Origin of the sequence: Amycolatopsis sp. cmx-11-32 (assembly GCF_047608695.1) — a bacterium.
In the GTDB taxonomy this organism is placed as follows: Bacteria; Actinomycetota; Actinomycetes; order Mycobacteriales; family Pseudonocardiaceae; genus Amycolatopsis.
The window spans coordinates 186,050-208,285 of the sequence record NZ_JADNQN010000003.1; the positions used below are offsets into that span (position 1 = coordinate 186,050).

General features: G+C 67.9%; 24 protein-coding genes and 1 pseudogene. 11 read left to right on the top strand and 14 right to left on the bottom strand.

Annotated elements, in window-relative coordinates:
• Positions 1–56: 56 nt before the first annotated feature.
• Positions 57–503, bottom strand: coding sequence for an Lrp/AsnC family transcriptional regulator (locus ACM6LR_RS09670; RefSeq protein ID WP_414939035.1), 447 nt, complete (start codon positions 501–503; stop codon positions 57–59).
• Between the two features lie 92 nt (positions 504–595).
• Between ACM6LR_RS09670 and ACM6LR_RS09675 the strand changes: the two genes are divergently transcribed.
• From ACM6LR_RS09675 to ACM6LR_RS09690, 4 genes are all read left to right on the top strand, one after another.
• On the top strand, positions 596–1,465 hold the full coding sequence (locus tag ACM6LR_RS09675) for an LLM class flavin-dependent oxidoreductase (protein WP_414943599.1): 870 nt from the start codon (positions 596–598) through the stop codon (positions 1,463–1,465).
• Positions 1,462–1,887: a nucleoside deaminase gene (locus ACM6LR_RS09680; RefSeq protein WP_414939033.1), complete on the top strand. Its 426-nt coding sequence runs from the start codon at positions 1,462–1,464 to the stop codon at positions 1,885–1,887. Before ACM6LR_RS09675 ends, ACM6LR_RS09680 begins: the two co-directional genes overlap by 4 nt.
• Positions 1,888–2,030: 143 nt before the next feature.
• Positions 2,031–3,158 carry a tyrosine-type recombinase/integrase gene (locus ACM6LR_RS09685; protein WP_414943600.1) on the top strand — a complete coding sequence of 376 codons (1,128 nt, stop codon included), beginning with the start codon at positions 2,031–2,033 and terminating at the stop codon, positions 3,156–3,158.
• Positions 3,159–3,362: 204 nt separating this feature from the next.
• Positions 3,363–3,875 carry a CGNR zinc finger domain-containing protein gene (locus tag ACM6LR_RS09690; protein ID WP_414939031.1) on the top strand — a complete coding sequence of 171 codons (513 nt, stop codon included), beginning with the start codon at positions 3,363–3,365 and terminating at the stop codon, positions 3,873–3,875.
• A gap of 38 nt (positions 3,876–3,913) precedes the next feature.
• Here the strand turns inward: ACM6LR_RS09690 and ACM6LR_RS09695 are convergent, their stop codons facing one another.
• Complete coding sequence (locus ACM6LR_RS09695; protein ID WP_414943601.1) at positions 3,914–5,134, bottom strand: hypothetical protein; 1,221 nt, start codon at positions 5,132–5,134, stop codon at positions 3,914–3,916.
• Positions 5,135–5,247: 113 nt separating this feature from the next.
• Positions 5,248–5,721 carry a MarR family winged helix-turn-helix transcriptional regulator gene (locus tag ACM6LR_RS09700; protein ID WP_414939029.1) on the bottom strand — a complete coding sequence of 158 codons (474 nt, stop codon included), beginning with the start codon at positions 5,719–5,721 and terminating at the stop codon, positions 5,248–5,250.
• Positions 5,722–5,833: 112 nt separating this feature from the next.
• Between ACM6LR_RS09700 and ACM6LR_RS09705 the strand changes: the two genes are divergently transcribed.
• Positions 5,834–6,928 carry an epoxide hydrolase family protein gene (locus ACM6LR_RS09705; RefSeq protein WP_414943602.1) on the top strand — a complete coding sequence of 365 codons (1,095 nt, stop codon included), beginning with the start codon at positions 5,834–5,836 and terminating at the stop codon, positions 6,926–6,928.
• 542 nt (positions 6,929–7,470) lie between these two features.
• Here the strand turns inward: ACM6LR_RS09705 and ACM6LR_RS09710 are convergent.
• The 5 genes and pseudogenes from ACM6LR_RS09710 to ACM6LR_RS09730 all read right to left on the bottom strand — a co-directional run.
• Positions 7,471–7,854 carry a hypothetical protein gene (locus tag ACM6LR_RS09710; protein ID WP_414943603.1) on the bottom strand — a complete coding sequence of 128 codons (384 nt, stop codon included), beginning with the start codon at positions 7,852–7,854 and terminating at the stop codon, positions 7,471–7,473.
• A gap of 395 nt (positions 7,855–8,249) precedes the next feature.
• Positions 8,250–8,915, bottom strand: coding sequence for a response regulator (locus ACM6LR_RS09715; RefSeq protein ID WP_414939026.1), 666 nt, complete (start codon positions 8,913–8,915; stop codon positions 8,250–8,252).
• Positions 8,912–10,192 carry a histidine kinase gene (locus ACM6LR_RS09720; RefSeq protein WP_414943604.1) on the bottom strand — a complete coding sequence of 427 codons (1,281 nt, stop codon included), beginning with the start codon at positions 10,190–10,192 and terminating at the stop codon, positions 8,912–8,914. Before ACM6LR_RS09720 ends, ACM6LR_RS09715 begins: the two co-directional genes overlap by 4 nt.
• Positions 10,193–10,335: 143 nt before the next feature.
• On the bottom strand, positions 10,336–10,722 hold the full coding sequence (locus tag ACM6LR_RS09725) for a VOC family protein (protein WP_414939022.1): 387 nt from the start codon (positions 10,720–10,722) through the stop codon (positions 10,336–10,338).
• 319 nt (positions 10,723–11,041) lie between these two features.
• Positions 11,042–11,236: pseudogene (locus tag ACM6LR_RS09730) on the bottom strand (VOC family protein); the annotation flags it as partial.
• Here ACM6LR_RS09730 and ACM6LR_RS09735 point away from each other — a divergent pair.
• The 4 genes from ACM6LR_RS09735 (at position 11,227) to ACM6LR_RS09750 (ending at position 17,761) form a co-directional block, all read left to right on the top strand.
• Entirely contained in the window at positions 11,227–11,565 is a 339-nt protein-coding gene (locus ACM6LR_RS09735) for a MarR family winged helix-turn-helix transcriptional regulator (protein ID WP_414943605.1), read from the top strand. The pseudogene ACM6LR_RS09730 and the gene ACM6LR_RS09735 sit on opposite strands and share 10 nt — an antisense overlap.
• Before the next feature lie 34 nt (positions 11,566–11,599).
• A complete protein-coding gene (locus ACM6LR_RS09740) occupies positions 11,600–14,725 on the top strand; it encodes a BTAD domain-containing putative transcriptional regulator (protein WP_414943606.1) in 3,126 nt (1,041 codons plus the stop codon).
• Positions 14,726–14,787: 62 nt separating this feature from the next.
• Positions 14,788–15,951 carry a serine hydrolase domain-containing protein gene (locus tag ACM6LR_RS09745; protein ID WP_414943607.1) on the top strand — a complete coding sequence of 388 codons (1,164 nt, stop codon included), beginning with the start codon at positions 14,788–14,790 and terminating at the stop codon, positions 15,949–15,951.
• Positions 15,952–16,114: 163 nt separating this feature from the next.
• On the top strand, positions 16,115–17,761 hold the full coding sequence (locus tag ACM6LR_RS09750) for a WXG100 family type VII secretion target (RefSeq protein WP_414943608.1): 1,647 nt from the start codon (positions 16,115–16,117) through the stop codon (positions 17,759–17,761).
• Positions 17,762–17,775: 14 nt separating this feature from the next.
• Here the strand turns inward: ACM6LR_RS09750 and ACM6LR_RS09755 are convergent, their stop codons facing one another.
• The 5 genes from ACM6LR_RS09755 to ACM6LR_RS09775 form a co-directional block, all read right to left on the bottom strand.
• Positions 17,776–17,919, bottom strand: coding sequence for a hypothetical protein (locus ACM6LR_RS09755; protein WP_414939017.1), 144 nt, complete (start codon positions 17,917–17,919; stop codon positions 17,776–17,778).
• A 41-nt stretch (positions 17,920–17,960) separates the two neighbouring features.
• Positions 17,961–18,617, bottom strand: a complete 657-nt coding sequence (locus ACM6LR_RS09760) for a class I SAM-dependent DNA methyltransferase (protein WP_414939016.1) — start codon at positions 18,615–18,617, stop codon at positions 17,961–17,963.
• On the bottom strand, positions 18,583–18,744 hold the full coding sequence (locus tag ACM6LR_RS09765) for a hypothetical protein (protein WP_414943609.1): 162 nt from the start codon (positions 18,742–18,744) through the stop codon (positions 18,583–18,585). Before ACM6LR_RS09765 ends, ACM6LR_RS09760 begins: the two co-directional genes overlap by 35 nt.
• A gap of 411 nt (positions 18,745–19,155) precedes the next feature.
• Entirely contained in the window at positions 19,156–19,572 is a 417-nt protein-coding gene (locus ACM6LR_RS09770) for a DUF6892 domain-containing protein (protein ID WP_414943610.1), read from the bottom strand.
• Positions 19,573–19,703: 131 nt separating this feature from the next.
• Positions 19,704–19,868: a hypothetical protein gene (locus ACM6LR_RS09775; RefSeq protein WP_414943611.1), complete on the bottom strand. Its 165-nt coding sequence runs from the start codon at positions 19,866–19,868 to the stop codon at positions 19,704–19,706.
• A gap of 162 nt (positions 19,869–20,030) precedes the next feature.
• On the opposite strand from ACM6LR_RS09775, the gene ACM6LR_RS09780 reads away from it, so the two are divergent.
• Positions 20,031–21,548: a nucleobase:cation symporter-2 family protein gene (locus ACM6LR_RS09780; RefSeq protein WP_414943612.1), complete on the top strand. Its 1,518-nt coding sequence runs from the start codon at positions 20,031–20,033 to the stop codon at positions 21,546–21,548.
• Between the two features lie 64 nt (positions 21,549–21,612).
• Here ACM6LR_RS09780 and ACM6LR_RS09785 read toward each other — a convergent pair whose 3' ends face one another.
• A complete protein-coding gene (locus tag ACM6LR_RS09785) occupies positions 21,613–21,735 on the bottom strand; it encodes a hypothetical protein (RefSeq protein ID WP_414943613.1) in 123 nt (40 codons plus the stop codon).
• An 85-nt stretch (positions 21,736–21,820) separates the two neighbouring features.
• On the opposite strand from ACM6LR_RS09785, the gene ACM6LR_RS09790 reads away from it, so the two are divergent.
• Entirely contained in the window at positions 21,821–22,168 is a 348-nt protein-coding gene (locus ACM6LR_RS09790) for a VOC family protein (RefSeq protein WP_414939012.1), read from the top strand.
• The last annotated feature ends 68 nt before the right edge of the window (positions 22,169–22,236 follow it).

Consider the following 22,236-nt stretch of genomic DNA (forward strand, 5'->3'; position numbering starts at 1 on the left):
CCGGGAGGTCTTCCGAGGGCGGTCGGCGAGATGGCACGTCATGGGTCTCTGGGAGGTTACGGGCCCTGCGGCCCCCGGTAGGGCAGCGTCTGGTTGTAGACGATGTTGGTGTTCGTGCTCCCGAACAGCGCCAGCTCGTTCACGATCTCCTCCAGCCGCCCCATCGACGGCGCCGCGATCTTCAGCGCATAGCAGTCGTCACCGGTCGTGCGGAGGCACTCGAGGATCTCGGTGCGCTCCGCCAGGAGCTTGTGCAACGGCGTGTGCTTGCTGCCCGGGTACTTCAGCCGTACCACCGCGAGCACCACGTACCCGGCCTTTTCGAGGTCGACGTCGGCGCGATAGCCGGTGATCACCCCGGCCGACTCCAGTCGCTTGACCCGCTCCGTCGCCGCCGACGCGCTCAGACTGACCCGCTTCCCCAGTTCGGTGAGCGGAAGACGGCCGTCCTTCTGGAGCTCGACCAGGATCGCCCAGTCCGTCGCGTCGAGAGTCTCGGTCATCAGGCCAGAATACCGGCAGATCCACGGCGCGAACGCCGCTACACCGGGAAAGATCTCTTCCCGGCGTTCCCCCGCACGGATAGCCTTGACCTGTGCGAATAGGTGTCAATGTCCCGAATTTCGGACCGGGGACCGACCCCGGAATCCTCCGCGGCTGGGCCACCACGGTCGAAGGCCTCGGCTACGACCTGCTCATGGTGTCCGACCACGTCGCCATCACCCCCGACGTCGCCGAGCAATACCCGGCGCCGTTCTACGAACCGTTCACGACACTGTCGTGGCTCGCCGGAGTGACGAGCCGGATCCGGTTGGGCACCACCGTGCTCATCGTCCCGTACCGGCATCCGCTGCTGATCGCCCGGATGGCCGCGAACCTGAACCAGCTCAGCGGCGAACGGCTCGTGCTCGGCGTCGCGTCCGGCTGGGCTCGCCAGGAGTTCGAAGCACTCGATGTCCCGTTCGAGAAACGGGGGCGGCTGACCGACGACCATCTCGACGCCGTCCGGAAGGCCTGGGCGAACGACGCCGACTACCGTGCCGGCGACATCTCGATCTGGGTCGGCGGCAACAGCGACGCGGGGATCCGCCGCGCCGTCCGCGTCGGTGACGCCTGGCATCCGCTGAGGGCCACCCTCCCCTGGCTCACCGAAGCGCTCACCAGGGTCAAGACCATCGCCGACGCCCACGACCGGCCCGTCCCCGCGTTCACCCCGCGGATCCTGCTGAACATCACCGGCCGTCCGGTCACCGGACCGGACCGCCTCGCCGGAGAAGGCACGATCGAGCAGATCGTCGACGACCTCGACCGGCTTCGCCACCTCGGTGCCGAGACGGTCGTGCTCGACCCGTTCTCCGGCGACCCTGAAGAGACCCTCCGCCCGGAAGCCGCCTGGCAGGCGCTGGCGACCGTGGCCGCACACTGGGAACTGGGCCGATACCGGCCGGAACGGGAGCGATCATGACCGAAGAAGACGAGAAGTTCCTCCGCCACGCCATCGAGCTGGCCGCGAAGTCCCGCACGGACGGCGACCCGCCCTTCGGGTCGCTTCTCGTCGGCCCCGACGGCTCGGTTCTGGCCGAGGAACACAACACCACGGTGTCGCAGTCGGACATCAGCCTGCACCCGGAACTGAAGCTCGCCGTCTGGGCCGCGCGCGAACTGGAGCCGTCCGTCGCGGCCGGGACGACGATGTACACCAGTTGCCAGCCGTGCGGGATGTGCCAGGGGGCCATCGAACGCTCCGGTCTGGGACGGGTCGTGTTCGCCCTCTCCGGTGAGCAGGTCAACGCGCTCAAGCCGCCGTCCACCGCACCAGCGGTACGGCTGGAGGGTCCGGCGCTGTTCGACGAAGCCAGGCTTCCGGTGGAGGGCTACTACACCTGAGCCCCGGCGAAACGGAAGTCCGGTGACGGGGCCAGAATCGGCCCTGTCACCGGGATCTGCTCCAGCAGCTCGATTTTCGCCGTCGCCTGGTTCACGAAACGCGAACCGACTCGTGGCGGTCACCTTGCGTTAGGGTGATCACGATGTCCGCCGAACTCGTTCCCGCCGCGCTGGAGCCACCGAAGACCGGGCTGCCGGAGACCAGGGCCGAGAACCGGCGGCAGGTCCTCGCCGAAGCCGTCGCGCTGCTGCCCGCGCTCCCGCCTGCCGACCCGCTCGACCGGTACGCGATCCGGCACATCACCGCGCTCTGGCTCGAAACCGACAAGACCGACCACACCCGCCGCGCGTACTACGCCGACCTCTCCGCCTGGCTCGGCTGGTGCGCCCGCACCGGGCTCGACCCGCTGACGGCCCGGCGCGCCGACGTCGACGCCTGGAAGAACACCCTCACCGTCACCGGCAGGGACGGCGTGCCCCGGCCGGCCGCCGATTCCACCGTCGCGCGCACCCTCGCCGGCATCTCCAGCTGGTACCGGTACCTGCAGTCCAACGACATCGCCGACCGCAACCCGGTGTCCGCGGTCAACCGGCCCAAGACCGGCAAGACCCCGCCGCTGCCGGCGCTCGGCGGCGAGTCGACGGCGAAACTGCTGAACCACATGGAGAACCGGGCCCGTGCCAACGACACTGAACCGTCGTGGCGTGACGCCGCCGTCGTCGCGATCCTGTTCTACACCGGGTTGCGTGTCTCCGGCTTGACCACCGCGACCGTGCGCGACCTCGACACCGACGCCGGGCACACGATCTTGCGCTACACCGCCAAAGGCGGCCACCGCGACTTCGTCCCGCTCGTCCCCGCCGCCCAGCACCCGCTACGCCGCTACCTCGACCTGCGTGCCACCCGCACCGGCGTCCGCCCCGACGAACTGACCGGCCCGCTGCTCGCGACCATGCCCCACCGCTACGACGGCACCAAACCCGGCGGAAAGCCGTTGGCACAGCGCGACGTCTGGTTCCTTCTTCGGGCACAGGCCCGTGCTGCCGGACTCGCCGAAGCGAACACCATTTCCCCGCACACCGCGCGGCGGACCACCGGCACCTTGTTGCTGGCCAACGACGTCCCGGTCCAGAAGGTCCAGGACCTGCTGGGTCACGCCGACATCCGCACCACCCGCGACCGCTATGACGCCCACCGGCACAAACTGGAGACCTCTCCCGTGCACGCGCTCGCGCAACTGCTCGCCGACGCGCGCCACCGTCAGAGCTGAGCCTGTCCCAGCTGGGACTTCGTCGCACCGATCACGACACCGTCGACGCGTGCGAGCCAGCTCCCGCACAGACACCGGATGTACTCGAGACTCCCCCGGGAGACCCGTTGTGAATTCGTCGCGCTTGCGGGCAGTTCGGTCAGCGGCCACCCGCACCGCGGGCACTCTTTCGACTCCATGCCCCGATCGTGCTGTAATGAGTTAATGCACTTCAACCCTTACGGCGGGGCAGCGGCTCAGATCGCCGCCGACCTGGTGAACCTCGGTGACGACGCCGGGCCCGTCGAGCTGACCGCGATCTTCCAAGACCGCATGACGGTCGCCGCCGTCCAGAAGCGCGAAGCGACCGAAATCGTCGCCTGGACCCGGCGACTCCGCCGCGTCTTCGAAGCGGACCCCGCCGAGCGCGTCGACCTCGTCAACGCCCTGCTATTCGATTCCGCGTCGAAGCCGTACATCTCCACTCACGAAGGCAAAGCGCCTCACCTGCACTACGTCGACGCCCACGCCGGCACCGTCGCCCGGGTCCACGCCTATACCGCCGGCGGACTCGCGCACCTCGTCTGCGACGCTCCGGACCGCTTCGGCGTCTGCTCCCGCGAAGGCTGCGAAACGGTCTACGTCGATGTCTCCCGCAACGGACGCCGCCGGTTCTGCTCCACCCGCTGCGCGACCAGGGTCCACGTCGCCGACCATCGGACCCGGCAGGCGGGCTAGGCCGATACAGTGTCTGCCGCTTCCGGCAGGGAATCCGGCTAGATCGCGTACCGCCACGCCGTCAGCGCGTGAGCCGAGAACCACGCACCCAGGACCACCCACGCCGTCGCGGCCACCACCGCCGTCGCCGTCCGCCGCTTCGACAGCCCGATCGCGATCGGGACCAACACCGGGAAGGCGGGCAGGATGAACCGGATCTTCGCGTCAGGCAGCCCCCGCGTACCGATCGCCAGCAACAGCACCCCGATGCCGTACAGCGTCAACGGCCACGGCACCCGCGCGCACACCGCCACCACGACCAGCGCCACCGCCCCGAGCAGGATCAACACCGTCAGCGTGCTGAACACCGAGTCGTCCGCGGTCAACCGCGCCAGCACCGACTCCCAGGTCTCCACCCCGAAATCGAACTCGGTGTTCCAGCCCCGCAGCTCGATGTCCTGCCAACCGGTCCAGCTCCCCGTCCGGTAGGCCACGAACCCCAGGTACCCCGCCACCCCCAGCGGCGCGACCACTGCACCCGCCAGCGTCGGCGCCCGCTCCCCGGGGCGCCGGATGGCCGCGATCAGCGCCGCGAAGACGACCACCGCGACCAGCACCACCGCCGTCGACCTCGACAGCCCTGCCGCGAACGCGAACAACCCGGCAGGCAGCCAGCGCCGCTCCAGCACACTCACCAGCGCCCACACCGCCAACGCGCAGAACACCGCTTCCGTGTAAGCCATCGAGAACACGATCGCCATCGGCGCCCCGGCCCACAGCGCCACCAGCAGCAGACCGGTCCGGTCACCCCGCTCCGCCGACACCGCCCGCCCGATCCGGATCAAGCCGCACGCGAGCACCATCCCGGCCAGCACCGACACCGCCAGCGCCGCGGTGACGACATCGAGCCCGAGCCACATCACCGCCTCGACGAGCTTCGGATACAGCGGGAAGAACGCCATCGGCGCGTCCGAATACGGCTGCCTCGCCGCGTCCAGCGTCCCCGGCAGATCGGCGTACCCGTGCACCGCCAACCGCAGATACCACTGCCCGTCCCAGGCGGTCAGGCGATCGGTCAGCGTCCCGCCGCGCCCGGCGGCCAGCAGGTCGAGCAACTGGACACTGGCCGTGCGGATCACGAGATACAGCAGGATCGCCCTCGGATACGGCGACCAGGCCAGCCGGTCGAGAACTCTCTCGAACGCACGCGCCGGACGCCCCTGGTGGGGTGCCGCCTCGGGACCGGCGGGTTGAGCAAGATCGTCGACTTCTCGGAGCACGCTCAGAGTGTCTACAATACGAAGTCGTTTTGTCGTTCGATCTTGGATATTCGCAGTTCAGTCCACGTGGGGAAGGCCACAATCCGGCGCCGTGCCCGATCCGCGAGACCGGCCTAGTCGAGCCAGTCCTCGCCGGTTCGCCGGTTGTGGTGATCCAGCAGCTTCGACAGCAGCTCGGTGAACCGCTCCCGCTCGCCGGGCGACAGCGGCTCCATCAGTTCGTCCTGGCGCTCGGCCAGTTGCTTTTCCAGCCGTCGCAGCTGCCGCTTGCCCGCGGTGGTCAGCGAGATGACGTTGCGCCGCCGATCGGCGGGATCCGGGGCACGCTCGACCAGTTCACGTTCGGCGAGCTCGTTGATCGTCGCGACCATCTCGCTGACGTGGATTCCGCTGCGGCGGCCGAGTGTCGCCTGGCTGGCGGGCCCGAACTCCTCCAGCGTCGCCAGCACGCGGTAGTGGTAACCCCGGGCGTTGACGGCGGAGAACCCGTCGGTCACCAGGCGATGCGCGTGGTTCGCCGTCTGCGTGAGCAGCCAGCTGGGCAGGCCCTGCCACCGGGCAGGCATCTCCTCGGCCGAGTTCTCCATGTGACGAGTCTAACCAATCGTTGGGTGCCCGAACGATTGGAGTATCGTTCGGAGACAAAACGTTAGGCGCCTAAACGTTTAGGTGCCGAATGAGTCACCGGGAGTCAAGACCGTGATCAAGCCCTTCCGCATCGACATCCCCCAGGCCGACCTCGACGATCTCCATGACCGCTTGTCCCGCACCCGCTGGCCCAACGAGGTCACCGACGCGGGCTGGGACTACGGCTTCCCGCTGGCACGCCTCAAGCAACTGGCCGAGCACTGGCGCACCGGCTACGACTGGCGCACACACGAAGCCGAGCTCAACGAGCTTCCACACTTCACCACCGAGATAGAAGGTCAGAACATCCACTTCGTCCACGTCCGGTCCGCGAACCCGGACGCGCTCGCGCTGATCCTCACCCACGGCTGGCCCGGTTCGTTCCTGGAGTTCCTCGACGTGATCGAGCCACTGTCACGCGACTTCCACCTGGTGATCCCGTCCATCCCGGGCTACGGGTTTTCCGGACCGACCCACGAACGCGGCTGGGACATCGTCCGAATCGCGCGAGCCTGGGCCGAGCTGATGCGCAGGCTCGGCTACGAGCGCTACGGCGCACAGGGCGGCGACTTCGGCTCGGGCATCTCGACAGCACTCGGCGCGACGGCTCCCAAGCAGGTCGTCGGTGTACACGTCAACTACTTGCCGACCCGACCGGATCCGGACGCTGACGTCGAACTGTCCGAAAAGGACGAAGCCCGGCTGGACAGGATCCGGCAGCTGATGGCGAATCGCCCGCCCTACCAGGCCCTGCAGGTCGCGACCCCACAGACCATCGGCTACGCACTCACCGACTCGCCGGTCGGCCAGCTGGCCTGGATCGCCGAGCGCTTCGCACAGTGGACGGATCCCCGCTCGCCGGTCAGCGACGACCGGATGCTCACCGACATCTCGCTGTACTGGCTGACCGCGACAGCGGCCTCCTCGGCACGGCTGCACCACGACGCCATCCCGAGCGGCGGGATCGAACCGTGCCGGGTTCCACTCGGCGTGGCGGTGCTCCCGTACGACATCACGCAGTCGGTGCGACCGCTGGCCGAGCGGCTGTACGACATCAGGCACTGGTCGGAGCTCGAGCGCGGCGGGCATTTCGCCGCGATGGAGGTGCCGGACCTGCTCGCCGAGGACATCCGCGTCTTCTTCCTCAACCTGCTCGCCGAGGGGTAGGCGCCAACACGCCCGTTCGATCGCGCGGCGGGACCGGCCCACCGCCGCCCAGTCGTGCTGGAGCTGCATGGCCGCGTTCGGTGCCGGCCCGGCGGCGACGATCACGAACAGCGCCTGGTCGACGTCGAACCCGGTTGGCAGTTCGCCGTTGTCCACCGCCGCGGTCGGTCCGCCCGCAACTGTTCCTGTCAGCGCGACCACACCTTGGCCGACGGACTGGGCGACCCGCAGCTGAACCGGGGTGGTGCAGGCTGACGGGCAGCGGGTCTTCCACGGTGGCGACAGGATGTTCCATGGCTTCTGATGGCTCATCGCGCGCTGATTCAGCCCGTTCGACGCGGTGTTCCTGCCCGCCGCGATGGACCCGAAACAATCCGCAGCAGCCGCCGAAATCCTCGACGACCGATGCACTACGAGCCGGAGCAACCGGACAAGATCGCGGGTTGCGCACGCCGGACGGCGCGTGTATGTGTTACCGGAGTCGTAGCTGGTTTTTGTCAATGAATAATAATGTTTTAGAATCAGCACCAATGTATATGAGGTTATACACTTGAAGAAAGGACAGTGACCGACTTCCGGTCTTTCAGGACGCGCTGCTTGGCGTTTTTGATGTGCCGACGCATCCGTGCCACCGTCTCGTCCCGCTCCCCCGCCACCAGTCCGGGCGCTCCCCTGGCGGATCCGAGCTTCGCGAAGAACCTGAACCGCTGCACCTCTCCCCCGAGCGACCGGTATGCCTTCTCCAGGAACGGATTGTCCGCCCGGGCGGCGATGAGCGGCTGCGGATCTTCGTCCCGGTCGTCCTCTACTACCTGTTGCCCACCCTGCTGTTCGGCGTGCTGTGGCTGCTGGAGCGTGATCACCGTGTATCGGATCTTGTTGGCCGCGACCCGCGCCTGCCTGTTCGCGTTCCTCGTCTGTGTCATCTCGGGCATCCTGCGTTTCTTTGCTTTATACGCGGGAAGGGCGAGAGAACGCGCCGGACACGGAAGAATACTACTCACCCACTCCGAACTTATATGGCGTTATACACCGGGGGAGTCAAGTGGCCAGCGACGAGGGGAACGATCAAATGCGCGTTGCCGATGACGGCCTCCCGGGACTTTCGCCTGGTCGTGGGTAAGCCGTCTGAGGGGGTGTGTGGAAATAGGGAGGTTGAGTGTCCCTATTTCCACACACCCCCTCGGATCCGGTCGTCATGGGGACTCCTCGTGCGGGACTGTGCAAATTTTGGGGTCATCTGAAGTCCCAAAATCCACACAGTGAGGGACGCGGTCCGGCAGCGGAACCGCGCTCGAACCCGACACCTCTGCCTAACCCCTCAATAAGCCGTGTCACCCGGCACGACGAGCCCGGCTTCGTAGGCGACCATGACCGCTTGCGCCCGATCTCGCACACCGAGCTTGGCGAAAACCCTGCTGACGTGGGATTTCGCGGTCTGTTCCGCGATCACCAGCGCTTCGGCGATCTCCGTGTTGGAGAGGCCACGCGCGATCAGCCGGAGCACGTCGGTTTCACGCGCGGTCAACTCGGCCACGAGCGCGTGACCCGCGTGTGCCGACGCGTGGGTACGGGTGAACTCGCCGATCAGCCGCCTGGTGATCGTCGGCGCGAAGAGCGCGTTGCCCGCGGACACCACCCTGACCGCCGTGACCAGGTCGTCCAGCGGCGAGTCCTTCAACAGGAAGCCACTGGCGCCCGCCCGCAGCCCACCGAACACGTAGTCGTCGATGTCGAAGGTGGTCAAGATCAACACACGGACCTCTTGCCGCCCTGCCACGATCCGCCGGGTCGCCTCGAGACCGTCGAGTTCGGGCATGCGCACGTCCATCAGCACGACGTCCGGTTCGAGTTCGGCGCACAACGCGACGGCGGTGGTGCCGTCCGCGGCTTCCCCGACCACGTGCATGTCGGCCTGCGCGTCGAGCACCGCCCGGAAACTCTGCCTGACCATGGTCTGGTCGTCGGCGATGACCAGAGAGATCACGGTTGCGGCTGCCCTTCACGATCGAGCGGAACGGTCAGGGCGACCAGGAAACCACCGCCCGGCCTCTCCCCTGCCTCAAGATCCGCCGCGAGCATAGCCGCCCGCTCTCGCATCCCCACCAAACCGTGCCCGCCGCCTGCCTGTCCGGCCCTTTTCGGATCCGGCCCGGGACCGTTCTCGATGACCAGGCGAACAAAACCCGGCCCGGTCACGAGTTCGACGGAGATCGACGCCCCGGGCGCGTGCTGGATCGCGTTGCTGAGTGCTTCCTGCACGATCCGGAACAACGACAACGCGACCCCCACCGGAACAGCGTCGAGGTCGCCGCGCAGTTCGAGTTCGCACGTGGTGCCGGCGGCCTTGACCCCTTCGACGAGCTCGACCACCTTGGCCAGCCCCGGCTGCGGAGCGACCAGGAGAGCGCGATCCTCGGACCGGAGCACTCCGAGCAGCCTGCGCAGTTCGGTCAGTCCTTCCCGGGCGGTTCCGGCGAGGTCCGCGAACTCCCGCCAGATCTCGGCTTCGCGGTCGGCCTTGGCAGTATCGGCGAACCGGAACCGTGCCGAGTCCGCTCGCAACGCGAGCACGGACATGTGGTGCGCGACCACGTCATGGAGTTCCCGTGCGATGCCCGCGCGTTCCTCCAGCAGAGCCGCGCGTGTCTCCTCGGCGAGCCGTCGTTCCTGCTGTGCCGCACGTTCCTCTTCGGCGAGTCTGCGCTGACGGACCGTATTGCCGAGGAAGAACACCATTCCGCCCAGCAACACGAGCAGTGCCGCGTCACGCCAGTCCCGGACGAAGGGTGCGGCGGCGCCGAACGAGATCAGCCCCGCCCAGGTCAGTTCGGCCTGATCGTTGCTCTCCCCCACGAGGTAGAAGACGAGCGCCGTCGTCAGCGCGAAGCCCGGCGCCCACGGCCAGCCCCAGGAGGCGGACATGGCGGTCGCGAGATCTTCGTCGAACTCACGGACACCGTTCAACGACGCCCGCACCGCCTCGAAACCGTCGTGTCGGAGCAGGACCTCGTAGCCACCGATCGCGGGTTCCCAGGTCTGGGCGCCGACGTGCACGGACAGGATCGCGTCGGCGAGGCGGCGCGCGTCCTGCAGGACGGAGCTGGCCCCTGAGGCCCTGGTGGGCAACATCGCGTGGATGGCGTCTCCGAGCAAGGTGACGCGGCTCGGCCTCCAAGCGGGGACTTCACGCGAAGTTCCCATGGCCAGGCCGTGGAACTGGTCGGGAAAAGCCTGGTCGTGCGGGAGCTTGAACATCGTCATCCTGACCACGATCACGCTCGGCTGCCTGGGCGTACCAGTGGTCGCCCTGCGCCGGGCGAAACGCCAGCGGAGCACGTGCTGCCGAGCGGGCATCGTCGTCCCTTCCGCCCGTTCAGCAAGCCGAGGCGACCGCGCCCCTCCCTCTAGGAGACGCCGGATCCGTATGGACGGGTGAGGATCTCCAGCACATGACCGTCGGGGTCGTCGAAGTACACGCCCCGGCCGCCGTCATTGGTGTTGATTTCGCCGGCGCCGCGGTGCCCCGGCCCCGCCCAGTACGGCAGGCCCCCTTCACGGATCCGCCCGAAGATCGTGTCGAACTCATCCTCCTCGACCAGGAACGCGTAATGCTGCCTGGAGAACTCCTCGGTGCTGTGCATGACATCGAGCGAGACCCCGTTGCCGGTCTGGACCACCAGGAACGGGCCGAATTCAGCGGGCTCTGGCAGCCCGAGGATCGAGACCAGAAAGCCCGCCGTGGCGGCCCGGTCGGTAGCGTTGATGATGGTGTGATTCAGCTGTACCGTCATGGAAAGCACTGTAGAACCTCAAGCTTGGTAGAGGTCAACTCGTTGCCGCCGTCGTAGATCACGTCCGGCTCGACGTGGTCCGCATTGTTCTCGAATCGGTCGTCGTCGGCTCGAACTCCGCTGGTGTAGTAGACATGTCGGGCGTTCGCGTTCTTCGCGGCCTCAATGACCGACTCGTGCCGAGCAAGGCGATTCAGGTCGCCGTCCGAATCCGACAGATCGACGGCGGCAGTGCGGAACCCGGCGGAAGCGAGCCCACCGAGACACACTTGATTCCGTCCGACGGCGGTGATCGTTTCGGGTGACCAGGGTGCCCGCCTCAGCCACGGTCATGGAGAGTGACCTGGTAGCCGTCGGGGTCGGCGAAGGTGAATGTCCGACCGAAGGGGCCTTCGATCGGTGCGGAGACGATGGTGTGGCCGTCGGTGACGAGCGCATCGTGAATGGCCTGGACGTCTGTCGCGTGGAGCCAGATCGCGGCACCGATGCCAGGCTGGGCGACGGATGCACTACTCCTGCCTCGAACTGCTGGCTCAACGACCGGGCTTGTCGAACTCCGAACTCGCACGGGGCGCGTTCGTAACACGCCAGACGGTGAACGTGCTGCTCCAGACACTGGACCGAGAGGGCCACGTGACCAGGCCCGCCGCGGCACCCGTCGGAAAGGTTCTTCCCACACGGCTCACGCCTCGAGGCCGACGAAACCTCGAGAAGGCGACCTTAGCGGTCCGGTCCGTCGAGGTCAGAATGCTGGCCGGCATGACCGAGACCGAGCAGTCAGGCGCGTTCCGGAGCCTGCAGAGCATGATCCATTCCCTGCGTGATGGCAACGACGGCGCATAGCTCGTTGCTCGGCCTCGAGATTAGGCTCCCCGTCGTGGGGTTGAGGGTGATGGTGCTGGGGCCGGTGCGGGTCTTCGGCGATGACGGCGAACCGGTCGATATCGGTGGTGCGAGGCCTCGGATGTTGATAGGCAGGCTCGCGCTCGCGGCGGGCGAGGCGGTGTCAGCCGGCGCGCTCATCGAGGACATCTGGGGAACGGAATCCCCTGCGGCCACCACGAACACCTTGCACGCGCTGGTACACCGTCTTCGACGGGCGCTGCCGGAGCCGGGAGTGGTGGAGTCGCCCGCCGCGGGCTATCGGCTCGCGTTGCCCGCCGACAGCGTGGACGCGCTCCGGTTCGAAGTCCTGGCCGCACGGGGCCGCCGTGAGCTCCTGGCGGGCGAACCCGAGCGTGCGACCGCCACGCTCGGGGACGCGCTCGCGCTGTGGCACGGTGACGCGTTCGCGGACGTGCTCGCCGCTCCGTACGCCGAAATCGCTGGTGCGCGCCTTGAGGAGTTGCGGGCGGCGGCCCGTGAAGACCGCTTCGAAGCGGAGCTGCGGCTGGGCCGGCATTTCGGAGTGCTGCCCGATCTGGAGGCGGCCTGCGCCGCGCGACCCTTGCGGGAACGCCTGGCCGCGTTGCGGATGCGCGCGCTTTCGGCGGCGGGCCGCCAGTCCGAGGCGCTCGCCGCGTACGAGGACATCCGGAGCAGGCTCGCCGTCGAACTCGGTGTCGATCCCTCCGCCGTACTGCGGCGCACTCACGTCGCCGTGCTGCGCGGAGAGATGGAGGGGACAACGGTCCGCCCGGGGCCCGCGCCGGGCAGGCTGCCGTCGCGGTTGACGTCGTTCGTCGGCCGCACCGGTGAATCCGCGTTGCTCGCGGACCTGGTGCGGAGGTCCCGGCTGGTCACCGTGGTCGGCCCCGGTGGCGTCGGAAAGACCCGGCTGGCCTTGGAAGCAGCGTCCCGGCACCACGCGTACGAAAGCGGCAGGCTGTGGCTGGTCCCGCTGGCAGGCGTCGAAAGTCCAGAGGGGGTCGCCGATGCGATCCTCGGCGCACTCAGCGGCGAGCGCCTCGCCACCGGCATCGCCGAGCCCCTGGATCGCGTGGCCACGCTGCTCGGCGGGGATGACGCCATGCTGGTCATGGACAACTGCGAGCACCTCATCGCCGAAGCCGCGCGAATCGCCCAGTATCTGCTCGAATCCCGGCCGCGGCTGACCATCCTGGCCACCAGCAGGGAGCCATTGGACGTCCTTGGCGAAGCGCTCTGCCGCCTCGGCCCGCTCGACGTCCCTGGCGAGCGCACCGATCCCGGCGAATCGACCGCGGTGCGGCTGTTCACCGACCGCGCGGCCGCCGTCCGGCCGGGCTTCGCCCTCACGGAGTCCACCGTGGACTCCGTGGTGGACGTGGTACGCCGCCTCGACGGCTTGCCGCTCGCGCTGGAACTGGCCGCGGCGCGGCTGCGCTCGATGAGCATCGGCCAGGTCGCACGGCATCTCGATGACCGGTTCCGCTTGCTCTCCACCGGGAACCGGGCGGCCCTGCCTCGTCAGCGCACTCTGCGTGCGGTGATCGAGTGGAGCTGGGACCTGCTGAGCGACCGCGAACGGATCGTGGCACGACGATTGGCCTTCTTCCCCGCTACCGCCACCTTCGACGCGATCGAAGCGGTGTGCTCGGACGCCCTTTACGTGCTCGACTCGCTCGTCGGCAAGTCGCTCGTGGAGCACGGCGACGACGGCTATCGGATGCTGGAGAGCATCCGCGCCTTCGCTGCCGAAGAACTTTCCCGAGCAGGCGAACGGGACACGATCCGAGGCCGATACGTCGGCCACTTCGCCGCGCTCGCCACCGGACACGAAGCCCTCGCGCGGTCTCACCACCAACCGGCCTCGCTGGCGGTCATCGCCGCCGAGTACGACAACCTGGTGTTCGCGTTGCGGTCAGCCCTCGATGGCCGGGACGCGGACGCCGTGGTCCGGCTGCTCGGCCTGTTGCACTGGTACTGGTACGCGGTGCGTTACGACGCACGGGCGGAGTTGTCGATCGCCGAGGCGCTCACTCTGGGCGACGCGCTCCCCCACGACGCCCGCGCCGCTTTCACCGCGATCGACGCCCTGATCGGCGAGAACGCGCCGTGCACCGATCCGGACCGTGTGCGCGCCCTGATCGCCGGATGTTCGCAAACCGGCGCCTTCGAGCGGTATCCGTTCCTGCTGATGGTGACACTCCCCTTGGCGCAGCAGATGGGCCTCGAGGACCTCGTCATGGGCGAGTTCGCCAGGGTGAGGAAGGGGTCCGACACCTGGGCCGGGGCCTGCGTGTCCTTGCTGGAAGCCACCGCGGCCGGGGATCGTGGCGACTGGGCCGGGCTCGCCGCCGCACGCGAACGGGCGGCGACGGAGTTCGCCGAGACCGGTGACCGGCTTTGGACGGCGGTATCGACGGCCCTCCTGGCCGAGGTCCACACCGTCGGCGGCGACCACGACGCGGCGATCGCCGCACTGGAACGCTCCCTCGGGTTGTCCGCCGGAGCCGGGTCGCAGGACGAGGTCTCCTACTTGGTCGGGCTGGCCGCGGTGCGGATGCGCGCCGGTGACCTCGACGGCGCCGGGCAGGACATCGACGCGGCCGAGGATCTGACGTGGGCACTCGGCCTGCGGTACATGGAGTTCGAAATCCGACTGGGCCGCGCCGAGATCCACCGGCGCTCCGGCGACTTCGAGCAGTCGGCACGGGAACTCGACGAGCTGGCCGCGCTGGCGCGACGGCAGCGGCTGCCGGACGTGGAGAACATCCTGGCACCAGCCAGGATCGCACTTCATCTCACGACCGGGAACGCGGATCGTGCCCGCGAACTGCTGCCTGCCGCGCTCGCCGCCGCACAGGCCAACGCAACCCCTGCGCCGGCAGCCCAGCAGCTGGCGAGGCTGCTCTTCCTCGAGGGCGACCCGGTCGGCGCGGCGACGGCGCTCGGCCTGAGCCAGGCCGTTCGCGGCGTCTTCGACCGCGGTGACCCGGAGCTGCGCGACCTGGTCGCCGAGCTCACCCGGCGGCTCGGCGGACACGGTTACGACGACGCGTTCCAGAGGGGTGCGCGGCTCACCCGGGCCGACGCTGTCGCCAGGCTGACAGCGCACTCAGCCCCTGTCAGCGCTTTGTAAGCCGGTTGTCATCACCGACGGTCACCGTTGAGGCGTACGACAACCAGCTGAGAGGAAACGTCATGACAGACGTCGAAAGCACGGGACGCCCGAAGGTGCGCGAGGCCATGGACCGCGCGGTGAGCGAGCTGGGCGCGCCCAGCGTCGTCGTCCAGATCCAGGACGGCGACGGCACGTGGTACGGCTCCATCGGACAGGCCGACACGACGACCGGCGCCCGGCGAGTGCCCGGCGAGCACCTGCACACCGGCAGCATCTCCAAGGCGTTCACCGCGGCCACCGTGCTCCAGCTCGAGGCCGAAGGGCTGCTGGACATCGACGACACCGTCGAACACTGGCTGCCGGGCGCGATGGACGGAAGTGACTACGACGGCACCAAGATCACCATCCGGCAGCTGCTGTCCAACACCAGCGGCCTGTTCGCCACCGGCATGGCGAAGGAGGTGCAGCGCCGATACAACATCCGGTCCGCCTTCGACGAACACCGCTTCGAAGTCTTCGAGCCCGGGGACGTGCTGGAGCTCGCCGTGTCGGAGCCGCCGGCATACCAGCCAGGCGAAGCTTTCTGGTACTCGAACGGCGGTTTCGGCTTCGCCGCGGCGATCGTCGAGAAGGCCACCGGGAACACCTTCGAGTCCGAAGTGGACCGAACCCTGGTACGCCCCTTGGGACTGAAGCACACTTTCGCACGTCCGCGCGAAGAAACCGGCTACCGGGGACGCCATCCCCGGGCATACTCGAAGGTCTTCCTCAGGGAGGGAGTCCGTCCGGACGAGGTCACCCCGGAGAACTGGCCCTCGATGCTGGAGGACCCCGCACTGCCGCCCTTCGACGTCACCGAGGTCAACACCTCCGCCGGATGGGGCGCGGCCAACGTGGTGTCGACCCTCGACGAGCTGCTCGTGTTCTTCACCTCGATGATCGACGGAAGCCTGCTGCCGCCCGCACAGCACGAGAAGATGTGGACCACCGTCTCCACCGAGGGTGCGCACTGGCTCGCGAATACACGCTACGGCCTGGGATTGTACGAACTGACCCTGTCCAACGGCAGGAAACTCCGTGGTGGCACCGGGCAAAGCTACGGCACGTGCACCTTTGTGATGGGCGAACCCGACGGCTCCCACACGCTGGCCGTCCACACCAACAACGACTGGGCGACCTTCCCTCTGCTCGACGGCATCCTCGAAGCGGAGTTCGGCGCCGCCGGCATGGCACTGAAACTCTGACCGTCCACAGGGGGCCGGCGCCGGCATAGGGTGGCGAAGGGTCGCGGGAACCGTTGTTCGCCTGCCGGCGTCAGAACGCGAGCTACCGCTCACGACCCTTCGCCACCTCACCCCGAACAGGGCCAAAGGTAGCTTCACGTGCCCGCCGCTCGAGGAGGAGCCGATGCCGTTCCTTGATCCCGAACCGCTCTACGCCAAGCTCACGTCGGGCGACGCGGCGGGCATCGCCGAGGTCGGCGCCACCATCGCCGACGCGAGGGCCTCTTTGCAGACCGTCGCGAACGAGATCTCCGGTGGCGCCCTGCGAGCGGCCCGGTCATGGCGCGGCACGGCGGCGGCGGAGTTCGTCGGCAAGGCGAAAGAGTCCTCGCGGGCCCTCGCAGAGGTATACGAACAGCTCCACGCCGCCGAATCGGCCGTCAGAGGCGCTTCCAAGGCGTACTCGACGCTGCGGACATCGGCCGACACTGCCATCGCGCCGTGGCGCAAGCTCGGTCTGAACGACCTCGCCGAAGCACCGGAAATCGCCATGCGGACCGTCCGGGCGCTGACCGTCGCCCAGCACGCCTATGAAAGCAAGCTGAACGCGATGGCGGCCACGAACGACGGCGGCGGCTGGGACGACGAGGGCAACGCACACATCAGCGGTGTCGATCCGGGACAACCGTGGACATCCCAGGGCTTGGCTTACGACGGCGAGAACCTGCTCGTGGGCTCGTACCACGACGGGGACGGGGACGGGGACGGGGACGGCGACAGCCCGATCGGTCCAGGGCTGACGCCGAGCCGGCTGACCTACGTCGACTACGAAACCGGCAACGAAGCGGGCAACGTCTATCTCAACGGTAACGGCGAAGTAGGCGCGCCCACGCACACCGGTGGCGTCGCGACGGACGGCGAACACGTCTGGGTGTCGTCCAACGGCTACGTGTACGTCTACGACAAGGCCAAGCTGGACGCCGCACAGGACAGCGGCACACCGGTCGACGCCGTCGACGTGGTCCCCACACCTGCCCACAGTTATGTCACCTACGCCCAGGGCAAGCTCTTCGTGGGCGACTACACCAACAACCGGCTTTACGAAGTCCCCGTCGGCAAGAACGGCTCACCCGAGCCGGACAAGGCCGGGGAACCGATCGAGACGCCGAACAACGTCCAGGGTGTCGTGGTGCGTGACGACGAGTTCATCTTCTCCTCGTCCGATGGGCACAGCGGCAAGTTCTACCGGCAGGACCGGACGCCGGAACTGTTCGACTTCAACGATCGCGAAGAAATCGAGCTGAAGGGCGGTGAGCCGGGCAACGAAGACGGCTACGACTCACACGGTGTCGAGGAAGCCGTCGAGATCGACGGGGAAATCGTGCTGGCTCACGAATCCGGCGCCTACGGCTACCAGAAGAACCCGGGCGAGAAGTGGGACGAGCCAGAGCTGACCAGGATCTCCCTTGACGAGCTGGGCCTGGACCCGGACGGTGCGCTCTCCCCAGGGGACGCCGGTTATGAAACCGATCCCGACTCGCTGGTCGGTGCCGCAGGTGTCCTTGACGGGGCGACGTCGACGTTGAGCGCCGCGGCGGGCACGGTGTCACGGCTGCAACTGGTGTCACATCTGCTCGGCGAGGTTCCCGCCGCCGCCACCTTCAGCGACGCGCTGACCAAGCACATCTCCGCGGCGGGCGACCGGCTGACGGCGGGCGCGGAAACGATCGGCGGCGTCGCGGACAGCCTGGTCACCAGCGCCGACACGTACCGGCGCGTCGAGGACGGGATCAGCGAGGGACTGGACAAGCTTGGCGAAGTCCTCCCCTGACCCTGCCGGGCCGTTCAGTTTTCGCCGTACGACTCGTAAGAGAGGTATTCGCCGAAGCGGATGATCCGTTCGCCGTCGTCGGCGAGGACCGCCGGTCTCAGGCGGGCGCCGGCGATCCCGTCCTGGTCGCGCCGGCCGGCCAGGACTTCGGCGAGCACGACCGCGGCCCGATCCCAGAAAACTCACATTGCTATAGAGGTCACCCCGTCTTGATCGGCGATGCCGCGGACCGGCGGGCGAACAGGATCGCGCCCGGTTTCGGCTCGTCCGGATTCAGGAGGTGCTGTGCCTCAACGGTGAAGCCCGCCCCACGGAGCCAATCGGCCACACGGGACGGTCGGCGAAGGTACCCATACGCGTGCACGGACCGGTCGCCGTCCCCGGTCGACCGGTTTTCCGGTTCGTCACCGACGTGGAATCCCGCGGCCAGCACCCCACCCGGCCGCAAAACCCGGTGGAACTGTCCGAGTACACCCGGCACCGCCTCGTCCGGGATGTGGATCAGCGACCACCACGCGAGCACACCCGCGAGGGAGCCGTCGGCGAGCTCCAGATGGGTCATCGAACCGACCTCGAACCGCGCGCCGGCGTGCTCGCGGCGGGCGATCTCGATCATCGCGGGTGACAGGTCGATGCCGAACGCGTCCGCGCCCAGCTCCCGCAGCAACGCGGTGGTGTGCCCCGGCCCGCAACCCACATCGGCGACCGGCCCGCCGCCGATCGCGCGGACCAGGTCGGCGAACAGCACGACCCCCGCGCGAACGTGGAGCTTCCTGTCGAGCAGGTCGCGGGTCTCATCGGCATAACCGGCCGCGTCGGCGTCATAGGAGTTCCGGGTTTCGGTCAACCAGCTCATTCCAGGAACCGTAGTCCCACGGATCGCGGTCCAGCACCACGAAGTCCGCCGCCAGCCCCTGTGCCAGGCGCCCGGTCAGCCCCTCCCACCGGCACGAATACGCGGCGTGCCGGGCGTCAGTGTCCATCGACCGGGGCAAACCGCCGCACGTACGTTCCCGTGCACGCTGACAGAAGGCAGGTGTTCGATGGTTTCTCCGGAAGTCGATGTCATGATCGTGTGCGCGCGATCTCGGCACTGCCGGGTTCGACGGGGCCGGGCTGGAGATGGGTGGCACGTGGCCCGACCGGGGCCGCGTGCTGGAGTCGCTGGGATACCGCGTTCGACTACGTGGGCGCGATGTACACCGTGCCCGAGGGTGTGGTGCCGGCGTGTTCGCGCCCGAGTCCGAGGTCATCGCCGCCACCACGCACGTCCGGGTGGACGAGCCGAGTTCGATGCTCAGGTCGACCGCGGCGCGAGGCTTCCCACGTGCGTTGCCAGACCAGAACCCGTCATGCGGAAATTCTCCCGGATCGCCGTCCGAACACGGCCGAGGTCAGAGCCAGTCCGCCTCGATGCCGCGGGCACGCAACGTCTCCAGTGCCTCCTCGTTGCCCGTGTAGAGCAGTGTCATCGACTTCAGGTTGGGAAAGTGCCGCACGTCGGCGAATTCGTCGACGTCGAACAGTCCGTCCTCGCCGTCCCAGTTCGGCGCGATCTCGAGGTAGATCTCGTTGCCGCCGTCCATCCCGATCTCGGTGACCTTCTCCGCAAGCTCGACGGGGACCTCGAGCGCCTCGAAATAGGCCAGGGCCTCAGGTACTGCCTCGACGCTCCCGTCGTCGTAGGTGAAGCCCTGCTCGGCGGCGTACTCCCGCAGGTTGAAGCTCGGCAGGAGGTCCTGGCTGTACATCAGCTCTTGGACGACGGCGAGCTTGAAATTGGGGTCGGTGAATTGGATCTGCCGGCTCATACGCCGAACCTTAAGCGGCGACGACACCGCCATCCGCTCGGCCACTGTTCTCGCGGGGAGAACGGCCGAAAACGCACTTGACGCGACAGTCCCGACGACGCCCCGCGGTGGGTGCCGTCGCCTACCACGGATCACGACCGGTGGTCGGGCCCACGCCCCTCGGTCAATGCGGTGCCGGCCGCCGGCTTCGCTGTGCCCGTCGCGGTCGGCCACTTGGCGGCGGGCATCGTCGTCGCGATCGCCTCTCGGCATGCGCAGTCGAGGTTGCCTGCTGCACACCTGATCTGCGTCAGCATGATGATCACGGTCGAGCACATCGCGTTCTTCGAGACGTCCCCCGTGTTTCCGATAGCCGGACCGCGACTCCACATTCGGTCTTGCTACTTCTGCCATGCGGAAGCTAATCTCCGCAGATTGAAATTAGCTGGAATCGCTCGCTTCTACCGAGAGGCGGATCCATGGTGAAGAGGACACGGGCCGAAGAGGCAGGCAGGCCCGAGGATGAACGGCTTGGGATCGGCAAGAGTTTCACCTACGGCATCCAGCACGTCCTGACGATGTACGGCGGGATCATCGCGCCACCCTTGATCATCGGCGGCGTCGCAGGCGTCTCGCCCGCCGAAATCGGGCTTCTCGTCGCGTCGTGCCTGTTCATCGGCGGACTGGCGACAATCCTGCAGTCGTACGGCGTACCCTTCTTCGGCTCCCGGCTGCCGCTGGTCCAGGGCACTTCCTTCGCCGGTGTGGCGACGATGACAGCGATCGTGGCCGATGGCGGACTACCCGCGGTGTTCGGAGCGGTGATCGCCTCCACGCTGCTCGGCCTGCTCATCACGCCGGTGTTCTCGCGGCTGGTGAAGTACTTCCCGCCGGTCGTCACCGGGACGGTGATCACGGTGATCGGGCTCAGCCTGATGCCGGTCGCGGCACAGTGGGCGATGGGCAACAACACCAAGGCGGCGGACTTCGGCTCGGTGTCCAACATCGGACTGGCCGCGCTGACCCTGACGATCGTGCTGGTGCTCAGCAAGGTCGCCGTCCCGGCGATCTCCCGGCTCTCGATCCTCCTGTCGATCGTGGCAGGCACCGTGCTGGCCGCCGTCCTCGACAAGGCCGATTTCTCCGAGGTCGGGGACGGCCCGATCTTCGCGATACCGACCCCGTTCGCTTTCGGAGCACCGACCTTCGACATCGCCGCGATCGTGTCGATGTTCATCGTCGTGCTGGTGACCCTCACCGAGACCACAGCCGACATCCTCGCGGTGGGAGAGATCGTCGGAACGCGGGTCGGCAAGCGCCGGATCGGCGACGGCCTGCGTGCCGACATGGCGTCCTCGGCGATCGCTCCGATCTTCAACGGGTTCACCCAGAGCGCGTTCGCCCAGAACGTCGGACTGGTCGCGATCACCGGGGTCAGGAGCAGGTTCGTGGTGACCGCCGGTGGAGTGGTGCTGCTGGTCCTCGGGATGCTCCCGGTACTCGGCCGGGTGGTCGCCGCGATCCCGTACCCGGTCCTGGGCGGCGCCGGTCTCGTGCTGTTCGGCACGGTCGCGGCGGCCGGCATCAAGACACTGTCCAAAGTGGACTACAACGGGAACCTGAACCTTGTCATCGTCGCGGCCTCCGTCGGTTTCGGCATGGTCCCGATCGCCGCGCCGGACTTCTACCACCACTTCCCGACATGGGTCGGCACGATCTTCCACTCCGGGATCAGCTCCGCCGCGCTCATGGCCGTCGTGTTGAACCTGGTGTTCAACCATCTGAAACCGGGCAAGGCGGGCACCGACCCGTCGGTGTTCGCGACAGCGACCCGGGTGATCGACTACTCCGACCTCAAAGCCTTCTCCCAGCTGGAGAACGGCGACAAGATCGTCGACGGCAAAATCGTGGACGCCGACGGCAAACCGGTCCCGGTGCGGGACGCCGATGGCCGCCCCGTGCACTACCGGATCGGCACCGACCCGGAAGGACACTGACGAGTGTCTTCGGAGTCGCCACGGCGTTCGATCGCGGCGCCACCAGCGACGCGGCCGTCGATCGTCACCGCCGCTGCCACCCGGTGATCCCGCCCATCTCCGCTTTCGCCAATGCCGCCACCACGATCACCATGGCCACCGCTTCCAGACCGCTTCCCCTCGCTCGGCCGGCCTGAGCCGACAGCATCCGCTTAGGCCTCTCCCACTGGCGAAGGTGGCATCCGGCTGACAATGGAAACCTCGCCGTGCCAGCGTTTTGCTACGGTCGTCCCATGAACGAAAACGCGAGGATCGGGAACGTGCTGCACCCGGTGGCCGACGTCGACGCCGCCGTGCGGTTCTACTCCGCGGCTCTGGGCCTGGCCACGAAATTCGTGGACGGTGACCGTTACGCGGCCCTGGACGCGGGCGGCACCACTCTCGCTCTCGCCGGTCCCGCCGAGGACGTCACCGGTGGTGTGCCCGCGGCGTCGTTCAAGGTTCCAGACGTGGCCGCGGCCCTGGCCGCCATCGTGGAGCACGGCGGAGACGTGATCCGGCAACCGGAACGTGGCCCGCACGAAGTCCGCGCCGTGGCACGCGATCCCTGGGGCAACGTCGTCGTGATCTACGGACAGTGACTACTCAGACGGCCGGAACGCCTGGGCGGCCGCGAGGCAGCACCGTGGGCACCGGGGGAAGACCGAGT